The 25822-nt window shown below is 68.0% G+C and carries 23 protein-coding genes and 1 pseudogene; 19 read left to right on the top strand and 5 right to left on the bottom strand.

Annotation, left to right across the window (positions count from 1 at the left end; all coding sequences use genetic code 11):
• Positions 1-264: 264 nt before the first annotated feature.
• The 8 genes and pseudogenes from IC535_RS01345 to IC535_RS01310 all read left to right on the top strand — a co-directional run bounded on the left by IC535_RS01345 (position 265) and on the right by IC535_RS01310 (position 8494).
• Positions 265-957, top strand: coding sequence for a hypothetical protein (locus IC535_RS01345; RefSeq protein WP_228884766.1), 693 nt, complete (start codon positions 265-267; stop codon positions 955-957).
• 60 nt (positions 958-1017) lie between these two features.
• Complete coding sequence (locus IC535_RS01340) at positions 1018-1650, top strand: hypothetical protein (RefSeq protein WP_228884765.1); 633 nt, start codon at positions 1018-1020, stop codon at positions 1648-1650.
• 184 nt (positions 1651-1834) lie between these two features.
• A pseudogene (locus IC535_RS01335) lies at positions 1835-1930 on the top strand (DNA-formamidopyrimidine glycosylase); the annotation flags it as partial.
• A gap of 510 nt (positions 1931-2440) precedes the next feature.
• A complete protein-coding gene (locus tag IC535_RS01330) occupies positions 2441-2698 on the top strand; it encodes a hypothetical protein (RefSeq protein ID WP_228884764.1) in 258 nt (85 codons plus the stop codon).
• Positions 2699-2829: 131 nt separating this feature from the next.
• Positions 2830-3642 (top strand): bifunctional DNA-formamidopyrimidine glycosylase/DNA-(apurinic or apyrimidinic site) lyase, encoded by an 813-nt coding sequence (gene mutM / locus IC535_RS01325; RefSeq protein ID WP_228884763.1) that lies wholly within the window; start codon positions 2830-2832, stop codon positions 3640-3642.
• Positions 3643-3707: 65 nt separating this feature from the next.
• Positions 3708-4274, top strand: a complete 567-nt coding sequence (locus IC535_RS01320; RefSeq protein WP_228884762.1) for an ECF-type sigma factor — start codon at positions 3708-3710, stop codon at positions 4272-4274.
• Between the two features lie 67 nt (positions 4275-4341).
• Complete coding sequence (locus IC535_RS01315; protein WP_228884761.1) at positions 4342-6813, top strand: protein kinase domain-containing protein; 2472 nt, start codon at positions 4342-4344, stop codon at positions 6811-6813.
• A gap of 79 nt (positions 6814-6892) precedes the next feature.
• A complete protein-coding gene (locus tag IC535_RS01310; protein ID WP_228884760.1) occupies positions 6893-8494 on the top strand; it encodes a glucan biosynthesis protein in 1602 nt (533 codons plus the stop codon).
• A gap of 167 nt (positions 8495-8661) precedes the next feature.
• Here the strand turns inward: IC535_RS01310 and IC535_RS01305 are convergent, their stop codons facing one another.
• Positions 8662-9273: a thymidine kinase gene (locus tag IC535_RS01305; protein ID WP_228884759.1), complete on the bottom strand. Its 612-nt coding sequence runs from the start codon at positions 9271-9273 to the stop codon at positions 8662-8664.
• 130 nt (positions 9274-9403) lie between these two features.
• Between IC535_RS01305 and IC535_RS01300 the strand changes: the two genes are divergently transcribed.
• Positions 9404-11380 (top strand): UvrD-helicase domain-containing protein, encoded by a 1977-nt coding sequence (locus IC535_RS01300; protein WP_228884758.1) that lies wholly within the window; start codon positions 9404-9406, stop codon positions 11378-11380.
• 114 nt (positions 11381-11494) lie between these two features.
• A complete protein-coding gene (locus tag IC535_RS01295; protein ID WP_228884757.1) occupies positions 11495-12025 on the top strand; it encodes a GNAT family N-acetyltransferase in 531 nt (176 codons plus the stop codon).
• Positions 12026-12056: 31 nt separating this feature from the next.
• Here the strand turns inward: IC535_RS01295 and IC535_RS01290 are convergent, their stop codons facing one another.
• Complete coding sequence (locus IC535_RS01290) at positions 12057-12722, bottom strand: YceH family protein (RefSeq protein ID WP_228884756.1); 666 nt, start codon at positions 12720-12722, stop codon at positions 12057-12059.
• 111 nt (positions 12723-12833) lie between these two features.
• Between IC535_RS01290 and IC535_RS01285 the strand changes: the two genes are divergently transcribed.
• The 5 genes from IC535_RS01285 to plsB all read left to right on the top strand — a co-directional run bounded on the left by IC535_RS01285 (position 12834) and on the right by plsB (position 19591).
• A complete protein-coding gene (locus tag IC535_RS01285) occupies positions 12834-13757 on the top strand; it encodes a 5'-nucleotidase, lipoprotein e(P4) family (protein ID WP_228884755.1) in 924 nt (307 codons plus the stop codon).
• The gene (gene pyrF / locus IC535_RS01280; protein ID WP_228884754.1) at positions 13754-14479 is read left to right on the top strand and encodes an orotidine-5'-phosphate decarboxylase; all 726 of its coding nucleotides are present in this window, start codon (positions 13754-13756) and stop codon (positions 14477-14479) included. The genes IC535_RS01285 and pyrF overlap by 4 nt, the downstream gene beginning before the upstream one ends.
• Positions 14480-14681: 202 nt before the next feature.
• A complete protein-coding gene (locus IC535_RS01275; protein WP_267472905.1) occupies positions 14682-15512 on the top strand; it encodes a serine protease in 831 nt (276 codons plus the stop codon).
• Between the two features lie 399 nt (positions 15513-15911).
• Entirely contained in the window at positions 15912-16865 is a 954-nt protein-coding gene (locus IC535_RS01270) for a hypothetical protein (protein WP_228958642.1), read from the top strand.
• Complete coding sequence (gene plsB / locus IC535_RS01265) at positions 16865-19591, top strand: glycerol-3-phosphate 1-O-acyltransferase PlsB (protein ID WP_228884751.1); 2727 nt, start codon at positions 16865-16867, stop codon at positions 19589-19591. Before IC535_RS01270 ends, plsB begins: the two co-directional genes overlap by 1 nt.
• A 42-nt stretch (positions 19592-19633) precedes the next feature.
• Here plsB and IC535_RS01260 read toward each other — a convergent pair whose 3' ends face one another.
• On the bottom strand, positions 19634-19837 hold the full coding sequence (locus IC535_RS01260) for a YdcH family protein (protein WP_228884750.1): 204 nt from the start codon (positions 19835-19837) through the stop codon (positions 19634-19636).
• A gap of 96 nt (positions 19838-19933) precedes the next feature.
• Here IC535_RS01260 and ttcA point away from each other — a divergent pair, with 96 nt between their 5' ends.
• From ttcA to IC535_RS01245, 3 genes are all read left to right on the top strand, one after another.
• Entirely contained in the window at positions 19934-20848 is a 915-nt protein-coding gene (ttcA, locus tag IC535_RS01255) for a tRNA 2-thiocytidine(32) synthetase TtcA (RefSeq protein ID WP_228884749.1), read from the top strand.
• 46 nt (positions 20849-20894) lie between these two features.
• On the top strand, positions 20895-21800 hold the full coding sequence (locus IC535_RS01250) for a recombination-associated protein RdgC (RefSeq protein ID WP_228884748.1): 906 nt from the start codon (positions 20895-20897) through the stop codon (positions 21798-21800).
• Between the two features lie 135 nt (positions 21801-21935).
• Positions 21936-22724: a M48 family metallopeptidase gene (locus IC535_RS01245; protein WP_228884747.1), complete on the top strand. Its 789-nt coding sequence runs from the start codon at positions 21936-21938 to the stop codon at positions 22722-22724.
• A gap of 189 nt (positions 22725-22913) precedes the next feature.
• Here IC535_RS01245 and IC535_RS01240 read toward each other — a convergent pair whose 3' ends face one another.
• Positions 22914-23786 (bottom strand): methylglyoxal synthase, encoded by an 873-nt coding sequence (locus IC535_RS01240; RefSeq protein ID WP_228884746.1) that lies wholly within the window; start codon positions 23784-23786, stop codon positions 22914-22916.
• Positions 23787-23962: 176 nt separating this feature from the next.
• On the opposite strand from IC535_RS01240, the gene IC535_RS01235 reads away from it, so the two are divergent.
• Positions 23963-24238 (top strand): hypothetical protein, encoded by a 276-nt coding sequence (locus tag IC535_RS01235; protein ID WP_228884745.1) that lies wholly within the window; start codon positions 23963-23965, stop codon positions 24236-24238.
• A gap of 112 nt (positions 24239-24350) precedes the next feature.
• Here IC535_RS01235 and IC535_RS01230 read toward each other — a convergent pair whose 3' ends face one another.
• Entirely contained in the window at positions 24351-25796 is a 1446-nt protein-coding gene (locus tag IC535_RS01230; RefSeq protein WP_228884744.1) for an FAD-dependent oxidoreductase, read from the bottom strand.
• Positions 25797-25822 lie beyond the last annotated feature (26 nt).

The following is a 25822-nucleotide window of genomic DNA, read 5'->3' as shown; positions in this document are numbered from 1 at the left end:
ACGCGCGAAATTGGCATCCTGCTTGGCAAGATTGAAGGAGATAGATTCGTTGTATCGGATGGGTCAGTATTTCAACTTGCGGCTTGTGTGATCAAAACTGAGTGAAGTCCGGCAGGTTGAACTTTGCTTGCCAAACAGCGAGTGTGATGAGTCCAATCTGGCCTGGCATATACCGCCAATAGTGATAGCCGATCTGGACTTCGCGCGGCACTTTGGATTTGACGGGTTGCGGAGCTGGAGTGTTGATTGAAACCGGTGCCTGAGATGAACGATGTGCTGGAAGATTGGATTCTATTTTCCAAAGGGGAGCGCGACTTCGAAAAGTCGCACTTCCTTGGATTGCTCAAGAATCAGCTTGATGAAGAACAGTTGCATTCTGTCTTCGCTGGTATCCCATCTGGGGAAAGGCTGCGCCAGAGAACCAAGAGTGTTCTGGATGCTTCCGGTCTGGGCAACAACCTCTACTTCCAGCCCAAGAGCGACGGCGATCGTCTACTTATGGTGTCTGCCGCCAAGACATGGTTGGAGGAGCTATCCAGGTTCTGCGTCGAACGGCGGAATGCAAAGCTTCACGGGATCGTGGCAGGCTCACGTGTTGTCGTCCAGGATCGTAAATCATTCCAGATGCCTACAAGTTCGGACACGCCAGCCGGATGGATGCTCTCATTTGTAGGCGATGAAGTTGATTATGCTCTTGGGGATGTAGATACAGTAATTGATGGTCTTATGGAGGCGCTTTACGGAATTGCGGCTGACTACTATCTCTGTTGGTACGTAATGATGCCCATGATTCCGCTTTCGCTGAACTTTGATCCGTACTTCTCCCTCTGGAGTCAAGGCGCCCGACCAGTGCTGACGGAAGATGCCTTAGTGCTACTTGTGGAGAGTGATGGGGGGGCAGTAGACCAGCATGGCTATCCTGTGGATGCAGCGACCCACCTGAAGCCTGAGCCGTGAGCCGGTAGAAGATTGATCCCAACCTACTGCCTCCCCTTCCGACGTTGAACTAGTTGGCCAATGACCAACATTCTTGAGGAGTGGCACGAGTACTGCACAGGAAAGTCTGAAGCGGACCCCTCGCATTTCCTTGGGCTCTTCAAGTCTGGGTTGAGCTCGCAAGAACTCAGTTTGGTGCTCAAGCACCTCCCTGCAGCCGCGGAAATTCAGGCCCGTGTAACGCGTGTGCTCGAAGCAGGAACTTTGGGCAACCATTTCTATGTTCTGCCGCGGGAACGTGGAAGTGACGAAGAGGTTGTCTCCGCAGCAAGCGCATGGCTTCAGGCGCAGGCGCAATTTTGCAAAGAGGTTGGCAACGACGAGCTCTACCAGATCGCAACGAGGGCGAAGGTTGTCTCTGTATCCCGCGAGGAGCTGCACCACGCATTGCTGGGCGACGTCCCGAATTCATGGTTGGCTGAGCTAATCGGCGACGAAGTGCGCGATGCCTACACCATCACATCTCCGAGCATATATGGATTGTCAGAAGCCCTTTACGGAATTGCGGCCGACTACTATCTTGCCTGGTACGTGCTGCAGCCACTGATCGAATTGTCGCTGGATTTTTCGATCTACTTCGACCTTTGGCGCCTGGGTGGACAATCTGTCCTGACGGAAGAAGAACTCTTGATGGCGCGCCTCGCCCAGTGGTGATGGCTTCATCTAGCGTGCGCCGACTCTCCTCGATCAGGTCGAAATGCCGTCCATCGATTGGGCGCGCGAGTGCTGTACCAGGAAGTCGGACACTCCTGGATGGGGCTCTGCCCGCTGCACGCACCTTGCAGGGGGAAGAGCCCGCTCTACCGCACTTTATCGACGAACGTCTTAGAATTCCCTTATGCCCGAACTCCCCGAAGAAACCACCCGCCGCGATCTGGCCTCGCTCCTTGAAGGCCGCCGCGTGCAAGGCGTGATCCTGCGCAGCCCCAACTTGATCGCTCTATTGGCTCTTACACTACTGGTCACGGCGGGATGCCTGCCAAAAAACGCATTCGCGCCGCCGCCTGACGACTGGGAGATGTGGAAGAAGCCAGGTGCCGAAGACGTGGTGCTATGGAAGGACATGCTGGACTGCGGCTATGACAGCCCCTTCAGCGGCGCGCGGGTGGAGGTTGACGTGTCAAGAACGCTCAGCCAGCTTGCAGGGACCATGATCTGCATGGAGCAGCTCGGCTATATCCATTCCTATGGAGGACGTGACACTCCGATTTGTCGCATCAGTGGCTGGAAGTCGACAGATGCGTGCCTGTTGGGTAGAGATATTCCGGCACCCGATCCCCAAAGGCGGTTGAACGGCGGCTACTGCAAGAAGTACCCCAAGTCGAGGGCATGTGCCCCCTGATCGGCACGCCGAGTATGATTCGCCGAGCCCCCGATCCGCGCCCATTCCCGTAAATCAAGGAGTTCCCTGGTGCCAATTGTCCGTCCAGATCGCTGCATACGCATGGCCATCGCTGCCATGGCCCTCTGTGGTCTGTCCGGCTGCGTTACGTTGACCGGTACCTATGTCGTATCGGCCACCGATGCCGAGGGTCGAGATCTGTCGTCCAACCTGCGCATGACGGCCGATGGCAGCCGCATCTACACCGCGCGGAACGCGCTGTGCTCGGCCCACCCTGGTGCCGTGGTGCACATCAAGGACCTGCAGACGGGTGAAGAGCTCCGCTCGGAAAGTCCGTACACCTGCAAGGCAGCGAAGTGACGCGGGATTGCGGAGGGGCGCGGCTCTCGCCACAGGCGTAGAGCGGGGCTCTGCCCCGCTGCCTGATGTCCGTGCAGCGGGGCAGAGCCCCGCTCTACGCGATTCATCAGGCGACGCCTTAGAATCTCCCCATGCCCGAACTCCCCGAAGTAGAAACCACCCGCCGTGGCCTGGCCCCGCACCTGGAAGGCCGCCGCGTGCATGGCGTGATCCTGCGCCGGCCGGACCTGCGCTGGCCGATTCCCGACGAGATCGGCGCGCTGCTGCCCGGCCAGGCGATCCAGGGCGTGCGCCGCCGTGCCAAGTACCTGCTGCTGGATACCGCCATCGGCAGCGCGCTGCTGCACCTGGGCATGTCCGGCAGCCTGCGGGTGCTGCCCGGCGATACCCCGGTGCGTGCCCACGACCACGTCGACATCAGCCTGGACAACGGCCGCCTGCTGCGCTTCAACGATCCTCGCCGGTTCGGCAGCCTGCTCTGGCAGCCGGCCGGGGCAACCCATGAGCTGCTGGCCGGGCTGGGCCCGGAGCCGCTGGATGACGACTTCGACGGCGACTACCTGTTCGCCCGCAGCCGCGGCCGCAGCGCCTCGGTGAAGACCTTCCTGATGGACCAGGGCATCGTGGTCGGGGTGGGCAACATCTATGCGGCCGAAAGCCTGTTCATGGCCGGAATCAACCCGCTGCGCGAGGCCGGCAGGATCTCGCGCGGGCGGTACCTGCGGCTGGCCGCGGCGGTGAAGCAGATCCTCGGCCACGCCATCACCCGCGGCGGCACCACCCTGCGCGATTTCATCAGTCCCGACGGGGCGCCGGGCTACTTCGAGCAGGAACTGCTGGTCTACGGGCGTGAAGGCCAGCCCTGCCGGCAATGCGGCCGGCCACTGCGGCACGCCACCATCGGCCAGCGCGCCAGCGTCTGGTGCGGGCACTGCCAGCGCTGAACCGTCGCACGCCCGTCGCCCTGCCGGCGGTATAGTCCGCCCAACGTCACCGGCAGGGGTGTGCGATGGACGATGGCCCGGATATCACCGTATGGCTGGATTCGGCCCGTGCGGGCGACCGCGCCGCGCTGGACCGGGTGCTGACCCTGCTCTACCAGGAACTGCATACCATGGCCCGGCGCCAGCTGGCCGGGCAGCAGGGCCGTACCCTGGATGCCACCTCGCTGGTGCACGAGTCCTATCTGAAACTGCTCGGTGCCCGCGGTAGCGCCCGCTTCGAAGACCGCGCCCACTTCTTCGCCTACGCCGCCTCGGCGATGCGCAGCGTGGTGGTGGATTACGCGCGCAACCGGCTGGCGCGCAAGCGCGGCGGCGATCTCAAGCGGGTCGCCGAGATTCCGGAGAACAGCAGCAGCGGGGTACGTCTGGACGAAGACCTGCTGGCGCTGGATACCGCGCTGGCGCGGCTGCAGGCCGTGGACGGGCACCTGGCCAAGGTGGTCGAACTGCGTTATTTCGCCGGGTTGTCCGAGCAGGAAATCGCCGAGTTGTGCCATCGCTCCGAGCGCAGCATCCGCCGCGACTGGCAGAAGGCACGCATGTTCCTGCTGGCGTCGGTGCGCGAGGACTGATCCGGGGGCGGTTCAAGGGCCCTGCGTGGCGGCGTGGGCGGCGGTACATCGTTCGGGGAGCGGGTCGATGGAAGCAGTGCGCTGGCAGCAGTTGTCCCGGCTGCTGGACCAGATGCTGGAACTGCCGGCAGCGCAGCGCGAGCTGCGGTTGGCGCAGCTGCGCGCCGCCGATCCGGACCTGGCCGGGCAGGTGCAGCGGCTGCTTGCGCAGGAGCGCGCCAGCGAGGAGTTCCTGGCCCAACCGCTGTGGACCGCCGCACCGCAGGACAGCCGGGTCGGCAGCGTGGTCGGCCCCTACCGGCTGCTGCGCGCGCTGGGCGAAGGCGGCATGGGCGAGGTCTGGCTGGCCGAACGCGCCGATGGCCTGTACCAGCGCCAGGTCGCGCTGAAGCTGCTGCGCAGCGGCTACGCCGACCCGGGGCTGCGCCAGCGCTTCAGCCGCGAACGCGAGATCCTGGCGCGCCTGGAGCACCCCCACCTGGCCCAGCTGCTGGATGCCGGGGTGGACCAGCAGGGCCAGCCCTACCTGGCCCTGGCCTATGTCGAAGGCGAGCCGATCACCGCCTACTGCCAACGCCTGCAACTGCCGCTGGAGCGGCGCCTGCAGTTGATGCGGCAGGTATGCGCGGTGGTCAGCCACGCCCATGCCAACCTGGTCGTGCACCGTGATCTGAAGCCGTCCAACATCCTGGTCACCGCGCAGGGCGAGGTGAAGCTGCTGGATTTCGGCATCGCCAAGCTGCTCGACGACGACACCGCACAGGGCAGCCTGTTGCATCCACCGGCGGATGTGCGCGCCTTCACCCTGCACTACGCCGCTCCGGAACAGGTGCGCGGCGAACCGGTCACCACCTTGACCGATGTGTATTCGCTGGGCGTGGTGCTGTTTGAAGTGGTGACCGGCCGCAAGCCGTACCGCCTGCGCCGCGACAGCGATGCCGAATGGGAACGTGCGGTGCAGGAGGCCGAGGTGCCGCGCGCGTCCGCCGCGGTGCTGCGCGCCGACGGCCCGGCGGCGGCACCCGACGCGGCCACCCGGCGGCTGGCGCGACGGCTGCGCGGCGACCTGGACATCGTGCTGCGCAAGGCGCTGGAGAAGCCGCCGGCGCAGCGCTACGCTTCGGTCGAGGCACTGTCCCAGGACCTGCAGCGCTTCCTCGAAGGACGCACGATCCAGGCCCGGCCGCAGCACAGCCTGTACCGCCTGCGCTGCTACATCGGCCGGCATCGCTGGGGCGTGGCGCTGGGCGCACTGGCGGTACTGGCCCTGGCCGCGCTGGCGGCGGTGGCGCTGTGGCAGATGCAACAGGCGCGGCGCGAGGTCGCGCGCGCGCAGGCCATGCAGGATTTCACCGTGGGGCTGTTCGATCGCGCTGCCGGGGTACGCCATGGCAGCTTCGACATGCGCCAGCTGTTGGCCACCGGCCAGCAGCGTGGCGAGGCCGAACTGGCCGACCAGCCGTTGGCGCTGGCCGAGCTGGAAGGCGTGATCGGGCGGCTGCGGATCGGCATGGGCGACTACCAGCTGGCGCTGCAGACCCTGGACCACCAGCGCGCGCTGCTCGAACAGGTCGGCCAGGTGCCGCCCGCGCTGCAGTTGGAGGCGGTCACCCAGCGCGGCCGCGCGCTGCGCATGCTGGGCCGCTCGCGCGACTGCGTGGCCCACATGGCGCCGATGCAGGCCCTGGCCGGCCGGCAGCAGGGGGCCTTGCCCGGCCTGGTGGCCCAATACCAGGCCCAGCTCGGCCGTTGCCAGCAGGCCCTGGGCTACCGCAGTGATGCGCGCGCGGCGTTCGCGCTGGCCCTGGCGTTGCGCCGCGACCTCGCCCACGACCTGCCCGGCACCGCCGAAAGCCTGGCCGATCTGGCCGCGCTGGACAGCGACGACGGCCGCCCGCAGGCCGCGCTGGCCGCCTACCGGCAGGCCCTGCAGCTGCTGCAGGGCCGCGCCGCCGAGTACCGCCCGCAGCGCATCGCGCTGCACCGCCAGCTGGGCCAGGCCCTGGCCGCGCACGGCGACCTGGTGGGGGCCGGGCAGGCCCTGCACAGCGCCTGGGCCGATGCCGAGCGCCTGTATGGCCCGGACCATCCGGAGACCGTAACGATCCAGCGCCTGCGCGGCGTACTGGCCCTGCAGCGCGGCGAACTGGCCCAGGCCGGGACGATGCTGCACCAGGTCCACCAGCGCACCCGCCAAGCCCTGGGCGAGCAGCACCGCGACACCGGTTCCAGCTGGCATGCGCTGGGCCGGCTGGCGCTGCAGCGTGGCGACAGCCACCAGGCCGTGGCCGACTTCCAGCGCGCCGTGGCGATCTGGCGCCAGCCGGACTGCATCGGCCTGCTGCCGCAGGGCCTGTACGACTACGGCAACGCGCTGGCACAGCAAGGGCGCTGGCAGGAGGCGCTGGCGGCCTTGCACGAAGGGCGCCAGTGGCAGGCCGCACAGCGCGGCGACCGGGATCCGGCGGTGCAGCAGGCCGACCGCCGGATCGCCGAGGTCGACAAGGCCTACCGCGAGGCGCAGCCGGCGCCTTTCTGAACGACGCGCCGCCACCACCTCGGCGATTTAACGTTGACCTGCCTATGATGGCCGGCCCTTTCCTGCCACCGCCGCCTGCATGCAACGACGCGACTTCATCCGTACTGCTTCCCTGGCCCTGGCCGCGATCGGCCTGCCCGCCTTGCCGGCCTGTGCCGCACAGGGCACCCAGGTCGGCCTGCGCCGGCTCGGCCAGCCGCAGCCGTTCGATTTCGCCACCCTCAAGGGCCAGGCGCGCGCGCTGTCGCAGGCCGCCTACCAGAGCCACAAGCGCACCCTGCCCGGTCCGCTGGAGGCGTTGGACTGGGACCAGTACCAATCCATCGGCTACCGCCAGGACCACGCGCTGTGGGCCGACAAGCCCGGCAAGTACCAGGCCAAGTTCTTCCACCTGGGGCTGTACTTCCATTCCCCGGTGCGCATGTACGACGTGGTCGACGGCACCGCGCAGGAACTGGCCTACGACCCGGCCGCCTTCGACTACGGCAAGAGCGGCCTGAAGGGCAGCCACCTGCCGGCCGACCTGGGCTTTGCCGGGTTCCGCCTCAACACCCGCCAGGACACCAACCGCGATTTCGCCGCGTTCCTGGGCGCCAGCTATTTCCGCGCGGTCGGCAAGGAAGGCCAGTACGGCCAGTCCGCGCGCGGCCTGGCGATCGACACCGGGATGGGCCGCCCGGAGGAATTCCCGGACTTCATCGCCTATTACCTGGAACAGCCGGCGGCCGATTCCAACACCCTGGTGGTGTATGCGCTGCTGGACTCGCCCAGCGTGGCCGGCGCCTACCGGTTCGCCATCACCAACGGCGATGTGCTGCTGATGGACATCGACTGCGCGCTTTACCCGCGCAAGGCGATCGAACGGCTGGGCATCGCCCCGTGCACCAGCATGTACCAGGTCGGCGAGAACGACCGCCGCATGGCCTGGGACTGGCGCCCGGAAATCCACGATACCGACGGCCTGTCGATGTGGACCGGCAGCGGCGAATGGATCTGGCGCCCGTTGTGCAACCCGCACAACCTGCGCTTCAACATGTTCGTGGACAACAACCCGCGCGGCTTCGGCCTGCTGCAGCGCGACCGCAACTTCGACCATTACCAGGACGACGGGGTGTTCTACGAGAAGCGCCCGTGCCTGTGGGTGGAACCGAAGGGGCAGTGGGGCAAGGGCTCGGTGCAGCTGGTCGAGATTCCCACCGTGGATGAGACCTTCGACAACATCGTGGCGTTCTGGAACCCCGAGGCCAAGCCGCAGCCGGGCCAGGAAGTACTGCTCGGCTACCGCCTGTACTGGGGCGCCCAGCCCCCGGCGCGCCCGCCGCTGGCGCAGTGCGTGGCCAGCCGCACCGGCCTGGGGGGTGTGATCGGCAAGAAGCGCGGGTATTTCTCCTGGCGCTTTGCGGTCGATTTCGAAGGCGGCGAACTGGCCGCGCTGATCGACAAGGGCGAGGTCGAAGCGGTGGTGCAGGCCAGCCGCGGCCGGGTCGAAATAGTCTCGGCGCGCCCGCTGCGCGAGATCAAGGGCTACCGCGCCATGTTCGACCTGGTGCCGCCGGAAGATTCCACCGAGCAGATCGACATCCGCCTGTACCTGCGCAGTGGCGGCAAGACCCTGACCGAAACCTGGCTGTACCAGTACAGTCCGCCGCCGAAGGGCGCGCCGGAACGCACGTTGTATTAAGGCGCTGGCAACCGCCGACTCATATTATCCGGGCTGACATCCTCCGGATGGAACAAGCCCCCTTGTTGTTCAAGGGGGCGCGCCGACAGGCGCGGGGATAAGGATGATGGTGAGGCGGGGCCCACGATTTGCAACGCAAATCGTGGGGTGAACACGCGAATGCGGGTTCAAACCGCTTGGGCGGGGTCGATCTTTCCTTCGCCGCGGGTGATCTTCTTGAACTCGGCGCGGCTGACCGACACATAGCGCTCGTTGCCGCCGATCTCCACCTGCGGGCCGTCCTGTACCGCGTGGCCGTGTTCGTCCACGCGCACGGTCATGGTGGCCTTCTTGCCGCTGTGGCAGATGGTCTTGATCTCCTGCATCTCGTCGGCCCAGGCCAGCAGGTACTGGCTGCCTTCGAACAGTTCGCCGCGGAAGTCGGTGCGCAGGCCGTAGCACAGCACCGGGATGCGCAGCTGGTCGACCACCTCGCTGAGCTGCCAGACCTGGCTGCGGCTCAGGAACTGCGCCTCGTCGACCAGCACGCAGCCGAGCTTGCCGTGGGCATCGAGGTCCCCGGCGATCAGCCGCTGCAGGTCGGTATCGCGGTCGAAGGCCACCCCGTCGGCCTTCAGCCCGATCCGCGAGGCGACCACGCCGCGCCCGGCGCGGTCGTCCAGGCGCGGGGTCAGGATGGCCACGCGCATGCCGCGCTCGCGGTAGTTGTGCGCCGACTGCAGCAGGGTGGTGGTCTTGCCGGCGTTCATCGCCGAATAATAGAAATAGAGCTTGGCCATCGGCCAATTCTAGACGCCCGGCCGGCTTCCGTCGCTGGCGGCCGCTCCCGGCGGACAGCGCTGTCCGTCCCCGGGCGACCCTGTGGCCCGGCCGGGCGGCCGGCTACAATGCCCCTCCCCCGGAGATGGCATGCACGGTCTCAACCCCCCCCAACACGCGGCAGTGATGCACTGCGAAGGTCCTCTGCTGGTGCTCGCGGGCGCGGGCAGCGGCAAGACGCGCGTGATCGTGGAGAAGATCGGCCAGCTGATCGCCAGCAAGCGCTACCCGGCGCGGCGGATCGCGGCGATCACCTTCACCAACAAGTCGGCCAAGGAAATGCGCGAGCGCGTGGCCAAGCGCCTGCGCGGTGACGATGCCGATGAAGTGACGATCTGTACCTTCCACGCGCTGGGCCTGAAGTTCCTGCAGATCGAGCACGCCGCGGTGGGGCTCAAGCGCGGGTTCTCGATCTTCGATGCCGACGATTCGACCGCGCAGGTCAAGGACCTGATGTACGGGGCCAAGCCGGACGACATCGAGGACGTGAAGAACCTGATCTCGCGCGCCAAGAATGCCGGCCTCTCGCCCGAGCAGGCGATGGCGGCCGCGCGCAGCACGCGCGAGAAGGAAGCGGCCAGCGTCTACGAGCGCTACCAGCTGCGCCTGACCGCGTTCAATGCGGTCGATTTCGATGACCTGATCCGGCTGCCGGTGCAGGTGCTGGAAGAGAATCCCGAGATCGCCATCGCCTGGCGCGAACGCATCGGGTATCTGCTGGTCGACGAATGCCAGGACACCAACGATGCGCAGTACCGGCTGCTCAAGCAGCTGGCCGGCAGCAAGGGCAACTTCACCTGCGTGGGCGATGACGATCAGTCGATCTACGCCTGGCGGGGTGCGAATCCGGAAAACCTGCAGCAGATGGCGCGCGATTATCCCGCGCTGGAAATCATCAAGCTGGAGCAGAACTACCGCTGCTCCAACCGGGTGCTGCGCGCGGCCAACGCGCTGATCGCCAACAACCCGCACGAACACCTGAAGAAGCTGTGGAGCGACCAGGCCGACGGCGAGCGCATCCGCGTCTGGGAGTGCCGCAACAGCGAGCACGAGGCGGAGAAGGTGGCCGCCGAGATCGCCTACCTGGCCACCTCCAAGCAGATTCCGTGGAGCGATTTCTGCATCCTGTTCCGCGGCAACTTCCAGTCGCGGCCGCTGGAAAAGGCCCTGCAGCTGGTGCGCGTGCCGTACCACATCACCGGCGGCACCGCCTTCCTGGAACGCCAGGAGGTCAAGGACACGCTGTCGTGGCTGCGCCTGCTGGTGAACCCGGACGATGACACCGCGTTCATGCGTGCGGTGCAGTCGCCCAAGCGCGAAGTCGGCGCCGGCACCCTGGCCAAGCTGGCCGAACTGGCCTCGGAAAAAGAACTGCCGATGGCGCATGCCGCCGAAGCGATCGGCGCGTTGTCGCAGCTGCCGCCGCGCGCGGCCAACGGCCTGAGCCGCTTCACCGACATCCTGCGCGACCTGCGCGCGGAAATGCCCAAGCTCAGCTCCGGCGACCTGGTGCGCAAGCTGGTGAAGGATTCCGGGCTGGTCTCGGACCTGCGTGCGTCGTGCAAGGAAGAATCGGTGTACCAGCGCCGGCTGGGCAACCTGGAGGAACTGGCGCAGTGGTTCGAAGGCGGCCCGCGCGGCGCCTCCACCGCCGACCTGGCCGCGCAGCTGGCGTTGTTGTCGCGCAACGACAAGGACGATGGCGGCAACCAGGTACGGATGATGACCATGCACGCCTCCAAGGGTCTGGAATTCCCCTATGTGTTCATCATCGGCTGCGAGGACGGCGTGCTGCCGCACCAGGTCAGCCTGGACGAGGGCAACCTGCAGGAAGAACGCCGCCTGCTGTACGTGGGCATCACCCGCGCCAAGGTGCAGCTGTGGATGAGCTACAGCAAGCTCACCCGCAAGTTCGGCGAGCACGTGCGGCTCAAGCCCAGCCGCTTCTTCGATGAAATCCCGGCCGAGGAAATGCAGCGCGACGGCGCCGACCCGGTCGCCGACGCGGCGCGCAAGAAAGAGCGTGCCAGCGCCGGGCTGGCGGCGATCCAGGCATTGTTCGACTGAGCATCGGTAGATCCGACCCATGGTCGGATGCCCACCGGCACTATCCGACCATGGGTCGGATCTACCCATCGCCGTTACGGCACAATCGCGGTATCGCCACCCACCGGTACCCGCATGTCCGCCCTGATCCAGACCGACCGCCTGCACCTGCGCCTGATCGACCCCGACCACGATGCGGCCGACATGCTGGCCCTGCTCAACGAGCCGGGTTTCATCCGCAATATCGCCGACCGCGGCGTGCGCACCCTGGCCCAGGCCCGCGACTACACCGCCGAGCGCGTACTGGGCAGCTATACGCTCAACGGCTTTGGCATGTACGCCATCATCCGCCGCGAGGACGGGGCCTGGCTGGGCAATGCCGGGCTGGTGCGCCGCGATGGCCTGCCCGCGCCGGATATCGGCTATGCGCTGCTGGCGCAGTACGAAGGCAACGGCTACGCGTTCGAAGCCGCGCGCGGGGTGCTGCATTACGCCCGCGATGTGCTGGGCTACACCGACCTGTACGGCATCGTTTCGCCGGACAACCTGCGTTCGGCCGCGCTGCTGCGCAAGCTGGGCATGGAAGACCGCGGCGACCTGCGCCTGCCGCCGCCGCGCGAGGACGTGGTGCTGCTGTTTGCCACGCCGGGCGCACCGGCGCCCTGAAGGTAGCGCCGAGCCATGCTCGGCGGCTGCTTCACCCGCCCAGTTGCGCGCGCAGCTCGGCCAGCTGTTCCTGCAGTTCGGCCACGGTGGTTTCCAGCTGCTGCACACGTGCCTCCAGCGCCGGGTTGCCGGCCCCGCCGCCGGCGGATGGGGCCGACCGGTACTGCTCGGCCAGGGCCTGCACATCGACCGGGCCGGCCAGCAGGTGCATGTAGCGGTCTTCGCGCTGGCCACTGGCGCGCGGCAGCTGCACCGCCAGCCCGCGCTGGATCATCCGCTCCAGGTGGTGGCGCAGTTCCTCGGTGTCCTGGAAGCTGACCAGGCGCTCGCTGCGGGTCAGCAGTTCACCCAGGGTCTGCGGGCCGCGCAGCAGCAGCAGGCCCAGCAGCGCCAGCTGCTGCCGGGTCAGGTCCAGCGCGGCGCCGGCGCGGTGTTCGTAACGTTCGGCGCGCGAGGAGAACTGCTGGCGCGCCAGGCCCAGGCTCTCCAGCTGGCGCAGCGCGTGGTGCACATCGCCGGTGGACAGCGCCATCACCGGCTCGCGCGCGGTCTTCTGGTTGGCCGCCACCTGGGCGGCGTTGACCGTCAGCGGGTAGGCGTCCGGCGTGGTCGCCTCCTTCTCGATCAGGCAGCCCAGGGCACGGGCCTGGGCTGCATTCAGCACGGGCAGGGCAGGGGTCTGGGTGTCGTCGGTCATGGGGCGCTCCGGGGTGTTTCAGGGGCGTGCAGCATAGCCGAGCCCCGCCTGGCGCATGAATGCCGCCGGACAAGCCGGTAAACTGGCGCGAATCTGTTGCCGGTGAATACCATGCGTCGTAGTGCTGTTTCCCTGTCCGTGCTTGCCTGCGCCGTAATGGCGCTCAGTGCCTGCAAGCGCACCGAAACCCCGGCCGATGCGGCCCCGCCGGCGGCCGCTGCCGCTGCGAGCGCCCCGGCGGCCAGCGGCGACGCCGCCGTAGCGGCCAACGACAACCTCAACGCAGTGCTGTGGGTGCAGCGCTCGCAGGAATACCGGGCGGTTACCGAACAGACCTACCGCGCGGCCGCCGACCACCTGGACAAGGCATTGAAGGAAGCCAACTGGGATGCGCTGGTGCCCGAAGAGCGCGGCAACGCCGCCAAGGGCCTGAAGCCGGCGGTGGTGCTGGACGTGGATGAGACGGTGCTGGACAACTCGCCCTACCAGGCGCGCCTGGTGCGCGACGGCAAGGAATACGACGAGATGACCTGGGACCAGTGGGTAGCCGAGAAGAAGGCCAAGGCCATCCCCGGCGTGGTCGACTTCGCCAAGGCCGCCAACGCCCGTGGCGTGACCCTGTTGTACATCTCCAACCGCGCCGTGCACCTGAAGGATGCCACCCTGGCCAACCTGCGCGCCGAAGGCCTGCCGGTGGCCGACGACAGCGTGTTCCTGGGCCTGGGCACGGTGGTGGAAGGCTGCGAGCAGGCCGGCAGCGAGAAGAACTGCCGCCGCCTCCTGGCTGGGCAGAAGTACCGCGTGCTGATGCAGTTCGGCGACCAGCTGGGCGACTTCGTGGAAGTCACCGCCAATACCAACGACGGCCGCGATGCATTGCTTCAGCAGTACCACGACTGGTTCGGCGAACGCTGGTGGATGCTGCCCAACCCGACCTACGGCGGCTTCGAGCCGGCGCAGTTCAACAACGACTACAGCCAGTCGCGCCAGGCCCGCCACGACGCCAAGCGTGCCGCGCTGGATTACGCGCCGTGAGCCGCGCGCCGCTGCCGCTGCGCGATGACGAACGGCTGATCTTCGCGCTCGACGTGCCCGCGCGCGAAGACGCGCTGGCCTGGGTGGACCGGCTCGGCGATGCGGTGTCGTTCTACAAGATCGGCATGGAGCTGCTGGCGTCGGGCGATTACTTCCATGTGCTCGATGCCCTGGCCGCGCGCGACAAGCGCGTGTTTGTCGACCTGAAGTTCTTCGACATCCCGGCCACCGCCGCGGCGGTGATCAGGCGCCTGTCGCAGTGGCCGGTCAGCTACGCCACCATCCATGGCTGGCACCCGGCGATGATGGAGGCCTGCGCGGCCGCCAACGGCAGCGACATGCGCCTGCTGGCGGTGACCGTACTGACCTCGATGGGCCACGATGACCTGCGTGGCATGGGCATCGACCGCGCACCGGTGGAGGTGGTGGTCGAGCGCGCGCTGGCCGCCCAGGCCGCCGGCATCGACGGGGTGATCGCCTCCGGCCAGGAGGCCGCGCCGATCCGTGCCGCCACCGGCGCCGGCTTCTCGATCGTGTGCCCGGGGATCCGCCCGGGCGGCCCGGTCGGCGATGACCAGAAGCGCACCGTCGGGGTGGCGCAGGCCTTTGCCGATGGCGCCGACGCCATCGTGGTCGGCCGCCCGATCCGGCTGGCCACCGACCCGCGCGCCGCCGCCCAGGCGATCCAGCAGGAAATCGCCGCGGCGCTGCAGGCGCGCTGAGCATTGGCCCCGCCCCGGCGGGGCGATGGCAGGAAGCGGCGTCTACGCCGCGTCTGCGTATCGGGAAACTCCCCATTGCACTGGAAGTGTGCGTTGGCAAGCAGTACCTGTTGCCCCGCCGCGATGGAATTGGCGGGCCTAGCATCCGACCTGGAAGGTCATGACGCCGGCCCGACTCCCATCACGCCAAGCGAGGTGCAACATGTCTGTCATCTGGAAAACCCTGGCCGCCGTCCTGGTGGCGCTGACAATGTCCGCGCGGACCGACGCTGCGCCAATACCGCCCCCATTGGATGGGCAAACCCCCCGCATCATCGGCGGCATCGATGCCATGCCGGGGCAATATCCATTCCTCGTCAGCCTGCAGCGGTTGGACCTGGGTGATTCCGACCACGGCCGCCACTGGTGCGGCGGCAGCCTGCTGTCGGCGTCCTGGGTGCTGACGGCGGCGCATTGCGTGGACGGTGCCCGTCCGGAGGGCTATGCCGTGCTCAGCGGGGTGACTACGCTGAGCACCACGGCTGCCTCGCGCGCGTCCAACATAAAAGCGATCCACGTGCACCCGGCCTATACCTCCATCGGGTACGGCTATGACGTGGCGCTGATCCAGTTGGCTGAGCCGATTGTCGATGTGGCCACGATCGCGTTGCTCGAGGGTGGGGATGGGGCGTGGCTGCGCCCCGGGCGCCGCTTCACGGTGGCCGGTTGGGGCAATACCAGTGCGGTGGGCGACCCCACCTATCCGACCCGGCTGCAGACCGTGCAGACCCCGTTTGTCGCGTTCCGGACGTGCCGCCAGGCCTACCCCGACCTGCAACAGGGCAACATGTTCTGCGCTGGCGAGGAGGGCATCGACAGCTGCCAGGGCGATTCCGGCGGCCCGCTGATGGTGCAGCGGCGTGGCCAGTGGACCGTGCTGGGGGTGGTCAGCTGGGGGATCGGATGCGCGCAGGCCGGCTACCCGGGCGTGTACGCGCGGCTGTCCGATGGCTACATCCGCGATTTCATCGGCACGACCTGGACGCGCGACTGACCCGGCCTGGCCGGCCAGGTGGGCCCGGGCTGCCGGCGGCGTGCCGTCGTTTCCGCCGGTGGCGCAGGCGCACCGCCGGCCGTGTCTGGCATGCCCAGGCCACCCCCGCATCCTGACCCCGCTGGCTTTGAGTGGTGGTGGGGGCAAGTGGCAGGTGGCAGGCGACAGCCGAACAGCGCGATGGTCCTGGCCCTGGATGCCATGCGGCCGCTCGCGACGGCCGACGTTGGCGGTGTGGCGGGCTGGAGCGTCATCCCGTTGGTGAGGTGATGTTTCCATATATTTCAATGTGTTGAATGGATATGGGGCGCGCGCGGCCGGGGCCCGCTTGCCGCTTCCCGGTGCAGGCCGCAAGATGCGGACCGGCCCGGGGAGTCCGAATTCATGTGCATGCCGTTGATGACAGGGCGTAGCCGCCAGTGGGTGTTGTCGCTGTCGCTGTGTGGCCTGGTGCTGCTGGGCGGCTGCCAGCGCGACCGGATCGATCCGGATGCGCCGGCCCCCGAACCGGTCGCCGCGCTGCGGCAGCTGGCCCGCCATGCGGCCGACAACGACCTGCTCGGTTATGCCCGTGCCTCGGTGCCGCCGGCGCAGTACGAGCGGCTGCAGGTAGCGTGGGCGCAGGGCCACAGCCGCTGGCCGTTGACCGAACTGCCGCTGCAGGACCAGTGGCTGCCGATGCTGGCCGCGCTGTCGCAGCCGGACGCGCCGCAGCGCCTGCAACGCGCGTTCGACACCCAGCTTGCCGGCCAGGCCAGCGGGATGCGCCAGGCCGCGAACTTCATCGGGGTGTTCGGCGCGCAGTACCTGCGCAACCAGAACGGGTACAGCGACAGCGAGCGGGCCCACTACACCCAGGTGGTCAATGCGCTCAGCCGCTGGGCCGCGGCCGCGCCGCTGACCGACAAACAGCGGGCCAGGACCACCATCACCCTGCTGACCGCCACCGCGCGCACCACCGGGCTGTCCACCGATACCCAGCTGCAGGAGGCCGGCATGGAGGAATCGCTGCGCCGGCTGGGCCCGTTCTTCAAGGCGTTCAAGACCGCGCTGGCCAGCTACGGGCTGTCGGTGGATGTCGCCCTGGCCGACCTGCGCGGCGAAGTGGTGTCCGAGCTGGGCAATGACGCGGTGGTACGGGTGCAGTACCCGCTGGCCGGCGAGCAGATCGAGGCGCAGGTGCGCATGACCCGCCGTGATGGCCGCTGGTATGTGGCCCGCACCCTGGAAGACACCGACGCGCTGCTGCAGGCGGCCGACGCCGCGCAAGCTGAACACGACGCCCGGCAGGCGGCTGAAGCAGAGGCCGCCGTCGAGGTCAAGGACGCTGCTGCTGCACCGGCTAAGCCATAATGAAGCCGATGCCGAACCAGAATCCCCTGCCTTTCCCCGGCGAAGAGCCGCCCAAGACGCCGGACGCACCGTCCGCGTCGCCCGACACTGCGCCTGACACCGCGGCCGCGGCCGGCACCCCGGCCGAGGCGCCGCCGGTGGCCGGCCAGGCCGTCGACAGCGCGCCTGCCAGCCCCGGACCGGCCGCCGCTGCGCCGGCGGCGATCGTGCCGGGCATGCGTGCGCCGGTGGGCCGCCGCCCGTGGTGGGCGCGCCTGCTGGGCCGGCTGGTCGAGCCGTGGCTGTCGCTGAAGATCGAACCCGAACACCCCGGCCAGTACAACGATGGCCGGCCGGTGGTGTACGTGCTGGAAGACTACGGCCTGTCCAACGCGCTGATCCTGGACAAGGCCTGCCGCGAAGCCGGCCTGCCCTCGCCGCTGGTGCCGATCGCCGGCGACCCGACCGGGCGCCGGCGCGCCTACGTGGCGCTGTCGCGACGGAGCAGCAGCAACTCGCTGCTCCCCGAGCAGCGCGGGGCCAAGACCCACTCCGATTCGCTGGCCAAGGTGCTGCAGGCCCATCGCGCCCGCGACGAGCTGGACGTGCACCTGGTGCCGGTGTCGATCTTCGTCGGCCGCGCACCGGACAAGCAGAGCGGCTGGTTCGCGGTGCTGTTCTCGGAAAACTGGGCGCTGGTCGGCCGTTTCCGCCGCCTGCTGGCGGTGCTGCTCAACGGCCGCAGCACCATCGTGCGGTTCGCCCCGCCGATCTCGCTGCGCAGCACGATCGACGAGGGGCTGGACCCCGAGCGCACCGTGCGCAAGCTGCAGCGCGTCCTGCGCACCCATTTCCGCCGCATCCGCGAATCGGTGATCGGCCCGGACCTGTCCACCCGCCGCCTGCTGGTGGACAAGGTGCTGGACGCGGACACCGTGCGCGAAGCGATCGCCTCGCAGGCCAAGCGCGACAACTCCAAGCCGGCCGATGCCTGGAAGAAGGCGCATGCCTACGCCTGGGAGATCGCCGCGGACTATTCCAGCCCGACGGTGCGTTCGGCCAGCTTCATGCTCAGCCATGTCTGGAACCGGATCTACGCCGGCGTGCTGGTGCACCACCTGGACAAGTTCAAGGCCGCCGCGCCCGGGCACGAAGTGGTCTACGTGCCCAGCCACCGCAGCCACATGGATTACCTGCTGCTGTCCTACCTGCTGTACGACCGCGGCATCGTGCCGCCGCACATCGTGGCCGGCATCAACCTCAACCTGCCGGTGGTGGGCACCTTGCTGCGCAAGGGCGGGGCGTTCTTCATCCGCCGCTCGATCCGCGGCAACGCGCTGTATTCGGCGGTGCTCAGCGAGTACGTGGCGCAGCTGGTGGCCGGCGGTTATTCGATCGAGTACTTCGTCGAAGGCGGCCGCTCGCGTACCGGGCGCCTGCTGCAGCCCAAGGGCGGCATGATCTCGATGACGCTGCGCGCGTTCCTGCGCCAGCCGCGCAAGCCGGTGCTGTTCCAGCCGGTCTACATCGGCTATGAAAAGCTGATGGAAGGCGGCAGCTACCTGGACGAACTGTCCGGCCGACCCAAGGAAAAGGAATCGATCTGGTCGCTGCTGTGGTCGATCCCCAAGGTGCTCAAGCAGAACTACGGCCAGGTGGTGGTCAACTTCGGCGAGCCGATCGCGCTCAACGACGTGCTGGCCCGGCAGGCGCCGGACTGGGACGGGCAGCCGGTGGGCGAGGACGAAAAGCCGTCGTGGCTGTCCGGCACGGTCGACCACCTGGCCGAACGCATCCAGGTGCATATCAACGGCGCCGCCGACGTCAACCCGATCAACCTGCTGGCGCTGGCGCTGCTGTCCACGCCCAAGCATGCGATGGGCGAGGCCGACCTGATCGCGCAGATCGAGCTGTGCAAGACCCTGCTGGTGGAAATGCCGTATTCGGACCGGGTCACGGTGACCCCGCACTCGCCGGAGCGGATCATCGCCCACGCCGAGGAAATCAACGTCCTCACCCGCATCAAGCACCCGCTGGGCGATGTGCTCAGCGTCAGCGGCGATACCGCAGTGCTGCTCAGCTACTTCCGCAACAACGTCATCCACCTGTTCACCGCGTCTTCGTGGGTGGCGTGCTGCTTCCAGAACAACCGCCGCATGAGTCGCAGCGGGCTGGTCCAGCTGGGCCGCACGGTGTACCCGTTCCTGCAGGCCGAGCTGTTCCTGCCGTGGACCGAGGACGAGTTCGCCCAGCGCATCGAGCAGACCATCAATGTGTTCGTGCGCGAAGGGCTGCTGCAGAACGTCAACGACGACGACGGCGGCATCCTGGCGCGCAACACCGGGCAGACCGACGAGGTGTTCCGCCTGCGTGCGATCGGCCATTCGCTGCAGCAGGCGTTCGAGCGCTACTACATCGCCATTTCGGTGCTGGTCAAGAACGGCCCGGGCACCCTGGGTGCGGCCGAGCTGGAAAGCCTGTGCCAGCAGGCCGCCCAGCGCCTGAGCCTGCTCTATGCGCCGGCCGCGCCGGAGTTCTTCGACCGTACCCTGTTCCGTGGCTTCATCCAGAAGCTGCGCGAGCTGCGCCTGGTATGGCCGGACGAAAACAGCAAACTGCTGTTCGACGACCGCCTCGATGCCTGGGCCAAGGACGCCAAGTTCATCCTCGGCCGCGAACTGCGCCACACCATCGAACGGGTCAGCCCGGAAGCGGCCAAGCCCGAGGAACCGGTCACCCAGGATTGACCACCACGGACGGTAGGTACCGACCGTTGGTCGGTACACCGGCTAGGCCGGCTCGTCGGGAATCAGCATGTCCGCCAGCCTGGCGATGCAGTCCTTCAACTGCAGCTTGCGCCGTTTCAGGCGCTTGGCTTCCAGCTCGTCCTCGCCATTGGCGGCCATGCGCTGGATCTGTTCGTCCAGGGCGCGGTGTTCCTGCCGGAACTCGGCAAGGCGGGCACTGATCTGTTCGGGCGTAAGGGTATCCACAGCCTGTGAGCATACACATCCGCACCGGCCCCCGGGGGTGAACGCAGTCACTACTTCGGCCCTGTGTGGAGGCGTGGCAGCCGGTAGAATGCGTGGATGAGCGCCGCCGTCATCCACCTGCCCGATCCCGTCCCGCGTGCCTGCGCCGCGCGCGCGGCCGATGCTGGGCAGGACAGGCTGGCGCGGCGCCTGCGCCGGCAGGTTGGCCAGGCCATTGCCGACTTCGGCATGATCGAGGACGGCGACCGGGTGATGGTCTGCCTGTCCGGTGGCAAGGACAGCTACACCCTGCTGGACCTGCTGCTGCAGCTGCAGAAGAAGGCCCCGGTGCGGTTCCAACTGGTGGCGGTCAACCTGGACCAGAAGCAGCCGGGTTTCCCCGCGCACGTGCTGCCGCAGTACCTGGAATCGATCGGCGTGGCCTGCCAGATCATCGAGCAGGACACCTATTCGGTGGTCAGCCGGGTGATCCCCGAAGGCCGCATGATGTGTTCGCTGTGCTCGCGGCTGCGCCGTGGCGCGCTGTACCGCCATGCCGCCGAACACGGCTTCAGCAAGATCGCGCTGGGCCACCACCGCGACGACAGCGTGGCCACCTTCTTCCTCAACCTGTTCCACCACGCCAAGTTGTCTGCGATGCCGCCCAAGCTGCGCAGCGACGACGGCCGCCACGTGGTGATCCGCCCGCTGGCCTACGCGGCCGAGGCCGACATCGCCGCCTATGCGCAGGCGCGCGCGTTCCCGATCATTCCGTGCAATCTGTGTGGCAGCCAGGACAACCTGCAGCGGCGCCAGGTCGAACAGATGCTGCAGCAGTGGGAACAGCAGCATCCGGGCCGGATCGAGCAGATCGCGCGCGCGCTGGGCAATATCCACCCCTCGCAGCTGGCCGACCCGGCCCTGTTCGATTTCATGGCGCTGGGCCGCGCCGGCGCCAGCGCGGCGCCGCCCACGCCCTCGGCCTGGGCCGAGGCCACCCCCGACAGCGGCGGCGCGTCCGCGCCGGCCTGAGCCGGCCAACGCCCCGCCTTCCCTTCACGACCTACTTCGGACTTCCATGTTCTTTCGCAACCTGACCCTGTTCCGTTTCCCGACCGCCACCGATTTCTCCGAGGTGGATACCCTGCTGCCGCAGGTGCTGCTCAAGCCGGTCGGTCCGCTCGAAATGAATTCGCGTGGCTTCATCTCCCCGTTCGGCCGCGAGGAAAAGGCCGTGTTCTCGCACCGCGTCGGCGATGCGCTGTGGCTGACCGTGGGCGGTGAGGACAAGATCCTGCCGGGCGCGGTGGTCAACGACCTGCTGGCGCGCAAGCTGGAGGAAATCGAGGAGAAGGAAGGGCGCAAGCCCGGCGGCCGCGAGCGCAAGCGGATGAAGGACGACCTGCTGCACGAGCTGATGCCGCGCGCCTTCGTGAAGAGCTCGCGTACCGACGCGCTGATCGACCTCACCCACGGCTACGTCGCAGTGGACTGCTCGAGCAGCAAGAAGGGCGAGAACATGATGTCCGACATCCGCGGCCTGCTCGGCAGCTTCCCGGCGATGCCGCTCAACGCCGAAGTGGCGCCGCGCTCGATCCTGACCGGCTGGATCGCCGGCGAACCCCTGCCGACCGGGCTGAGCCTGGGCGAAGAATGCGAGATGAAGGACCCGGCCGAGGGCGGCGCGGTGGTCAAGTGCCAGCACCAGGAACTGCGCTGCGACGAGATCGACAAGCACCTGGATGCCGGCAAGCAGGTCACCAAGCTGGCCCTGGTGTTCGAGGACAACCTGTCCTTCGTGCTTGGCGATGACCTGATCGTGCGCAAGCTGAAGTTCCTGGACGGGGCGCTGGACCAGCTCGAACACGCCGACGACGATGGCCGCCGCGCCGAGCTGGACGCCCGTTTCGCGCTGCAGAGCGGCGAAGTGCGGCGCCTGTTCCTGCTGCTGGAAGAGGCCTTCAAGCTCAGCAAGGCGGATTGACGTAGAGCGGGGCTCTGCCCCGCTGCGCCACGCACCCGGAACAGCGGGGCAGAGCCCCGCTCTACCGGCCGGGGCCGGCATCGCATGAACAGCCCGCAGTCATGCGCCGGTCACCGCGGGCGCTATGCTGTACCCATGTCCGGATTCCTCCGCCGCCTGATTTCGCCGGCTGCCCCCACCCTGCAGCGCGACACGGTACGACTGCGCCTGGACGACACCGAGATCGACGTCCTGCGCGTGCGCGATCCGCGTGCGCGCCGGATCAAGCTCAGCGTCGACGAGCGCGGCGTGCGCCTGACCCTGCCGCCGCGGGCCAGCCTGGTGATGGGCGAACGTTTCCTGCAGCTGCACCGCGACTGGCTGTCGCTGCAGCTGCGCAGCTACCAGGCGCAGAACCTGCCGCCGCCGCTGGTGATCGGTACGCCCGGGCTGTTGCCGCTGCGCGGCCAACTGCTGCCGTTGCGCTGGGAAACCGGCCGCTATGCGCATATGCAGATCGACGCCGACGGCGCCTGCCTGCACTGGCCGGCGCGTGGCACCGAGGCCACCTTGCGGCGCACCCTGCGCGAGTTCTACGAAGCGCGGACCCGCGCCGACGTGGGCCGTTGGCTGCCGCGCTACCTGCCCGGCCTGCCGCGCGCGCCGGCGCGGCTGCGGCTGAAGGTGATGTCCTCGCAATGGGGCTCGCTGGCCCCTGACGGCAGCATGGCGCTGGACCTGGCGTTGGTGCTGGGGCGGCCGTCGGCGTTCGAGTACGTGCTGGTGCATGAGCTCTGCCACCTGATCCAGGCCAACCACTCGCCGGCGTTCTGGGCCGAGGTGGAGCAGCGTTTTCCGGACTGGCGCGCCGAGCGCGACTATTTCCAGCTCGAAGGGCGGCGCCTCAAGGCGATGCTGCGTCAACTGCTGACCCCGGCCGGCTGACGCCACGCCGCGCCTCATGAACGATGGTTGCCGATGCGTTGAGCGCGTCGCCACATGAAGCGGCATCTGGATCCACGGGATACGCGTGGTTGCGTAGTCAGGGTAGTGCCGGCCGCTGGCCGGCTCCTCATCAAACCCACCCTCGCGCGATTGCCGGCCAGCGGCCGGCACTACCTATGCGGTGCGTCGTCAGTTCCCGATCCGCAACGTCGCCGCCTGCGCCCAGCGTTCGGCCACGCGCGGGGCGGTGATGCACACCGCCTGGTCGGTGACGGTGGTGACCGCGCGCTCTAGCAGCTGGATGTCCGCTTCGTGCTGGCGGGCCACATGCGGGTCTTCGAAGAAGATCGCGCGCTGGCAATGGCCTTCCAGCACGCGGTCGGCGATCTGCGCATCGCCGCCCATCGGGCCGCTCTGGTAGCGCGTCACCCATTCCTGGTCCCGTGCCCAGCCACGGCTCCAGGCCAGTTCGTTGAGGCGCTGGCCGGTGGTGCCGGTGCCGACCCGGTGGCCGAACCGCGACAGCAGGTCGAAGTGTTCATCGGCGAAGGCCAGCATCGCCGGCTTCATCGCATCGTGGGCGATCAGCGCCAGGGTCTGCGCACCGAAGGCATGCAGGTCGTCGGCGCCGGGATCGGCGGCCAGGCCGGCATGCACCCGTTCCACCTCGATCCAGTCGCGCGCGGTGGCCACGGTGGAAATGAACGGCTTGCCGTGGATCACGCACTGGCGCTTGAGCGCGGTGGCCTCGGGGAAGATCGAGGAAGGGTCGACCGGATCCATCAGGTAGATCGCCCCGTCCAGGGTGCGCTCGGGCGTGCCCATCCCGACCACTTCGGCGACCAGCTTCATCAGCCCGCCCTGGCGCCCGTTGGGATAGCGTTGCAACGGCGCGAAGCCGGGCAGGAAACCGAGCCGCTGGATCGCATCGAAGGTGCGGCCCACCGCATGCAGTTCCACCCCCAGTTCGCGCAGCCCGGCATCGCAGGCGCGCAGCCAGCGGAACAGCGCGGCGTGCTTGTCGTGGTGGTGCAGGCGGTTGGCGGCCAGGCCGATGCGCATGGGCAGGGTTCCGTAAGGGGCGGTAGGGAGGCGGTCCGGCCGCCAGTGTAAGCCGCTCGGGTTGCAGCGCGGCGGCTGGCCCTGCACATCGTCTTCACAATTTTTCGTATTTTTTGCATGGCAGGTTTCAAGGCCGTAACCGACAGTAGAGGCCGTTCGTCCACCAAGGAATCTCCATGGCAACGCCTGCCTGCACTGCCCCCACCGTTGAACAGCGCAGCGCCCGTATCCAGGCGCTGGGCCGCCTGCTGCGGCATGCCGCCCACGGCGATGCCGACGTGCTGTTGGCCGGGTTGGCGCGCATGCTCGATGCGCATATCGACCGTGGCCATGAAGACCGTGCCAGCAATGCCAGCATCCGCGCCCAGCTGGATGATATCGAGCTGTTGCTGGCGCTGGAGATCGAGCGCGCCGGGATGCGGACTGCGGCGTTGCTGTCCAACGCGGCGTAACCGCAGCCGAGCATGGCTCGGCACTACCAGCTGGCACTCAAGCCATCCGGGGTGGTGCCGAGCCATGCTCGGCAGCCACGACGCCTTCCTCGCCCGACCCTGCAGGCGCGCGCTAGGCCGACAACAGCTGGGCGATGCTGGCGGCGGCATCGCGGCCTTCGGCCACCGCGGTCACCACCAGGTCGGCACCGCGCACCGCATCGCCACCGGCGAACAGGCGCGGGTGGGCGGTCTGGAACGGCAGCCGGCCCTGGCCGCCGGCGATGATCCGGCCGTTGTGGCCGGCCTCCACGCCGCGTTCGATCAGCCACGCCGGGGTCGACGGCGAGAAGCCGAAGGCGATGATCACCACGTCCGCTTCCAGCAGCGATTCGCTGCCTTCCACCGGCACCGCGTTGCGGCGGCCGCTGGCGTCGGGTGCACCGAGCTGGGTTTCCACCACCATCACCCCGATCACCTCGTCGTCGGCACCGGCTTCGATCGACAGCGGCTGGCGGTTGAACAGGAAGCGCACGCCTTCTTCGCGCGCATTGGCCACCTCGCGCGCCGAGCCGGGCATGCTGGCTTCGTCGCGGCGGTAGGCGCAGGTGACCTTGGCCGCGCCCAGCCGTACCGCGCTGCGCACGCAGTCCATGCCGGTATCGCCACCGCCCAGCACCACCACCCGCTTGCCGTCCAGGTCGGGCAGGGCGATCTGGTCTTCCCAGCCGGCGATCGGCCGGCCATGCGCGTCGCTGCCGCCGACGATGCGGCTGTTCTGGACCAGGAACGGCAGCGCCGGCAGTACGCCCTTGAGGTCCTGGCCGAGCAGGCCGCCGTCGGTGTAGCGGTAGGCACCGGTGCCGACGAACACCGCGTCGTACTCGGCCAGCAGCTGGTCCACGCTGACATCGCGGCCGATTTCCACGCCGAGCCGGAACTGCACGCCCATGCCTTCGAGCACGTTGCGGCGGCGGCTGATCACCGCCTTGTCCAGCTTGAAACTGGGGATGCCGAACTGCAGCAGCCCGCCGATCTGTTCGTAGCGGTCATACACCACCGCCTGGATGCCGGCATGCGCCAGCTGGTCGGCGCAGGCCAGTCCGGCCGGACCGGCGCCGATCACCGCCACGCGCTTGCCGGTGGGCTCCACCGCGGTCATGTCCGGGCGCCAGCCGGTGGCCAGCGCGGTGTCGACGATGTACTTCTCGACCGCGCCGATGGTGACCGCGCCGAACTCCTCCAGCGTGCAGCTGCCTTCGCACAGGCGGTCCTGCGGACACACCCGGCCGCACACTTCCGGCAGCGGGTTGGTCGAATGGCACAGCGTGGCGGCCTCGTGGATGCGGTTTTCCTGCACCAGCTGCAGCCACTGCGGGATGGCGTTATGCACCGGGCATTTCCAGCTGCAGTACGGGTTGCCGCAATCCAGGCAGCGCCCCGCCTGGAACTGCGCGTCTTCCTTGCCGAACTTGCCGTACAGCTCGCCCCAGTCGCCGGAGGTGCGCAGTTCGACCGGGATGCGCTGCGGCATCGTCCGGGGCAGATCGAGGAACTGGAAAGCTTGCTTGCGGCTCATGGGCGGGCCCTGGGATGGTGATCTGC

The organism is Stenotrophomonas rhizophila (assembly GCF_020857975.1).
Taxonomy (GTDB): Bacteria; Pseudomonadota; Gammaproteobacteria; order Xanthomonadales; family Xanthomonadaceae; genus Stenotrophomonas; species Stenotrophomonas rhizophila_C.
The sequence above is the reverse complement of the archived record's forward strand: the minus strand, read 5'-3'. Positions and strand labels throughout refer to the sequence as shown.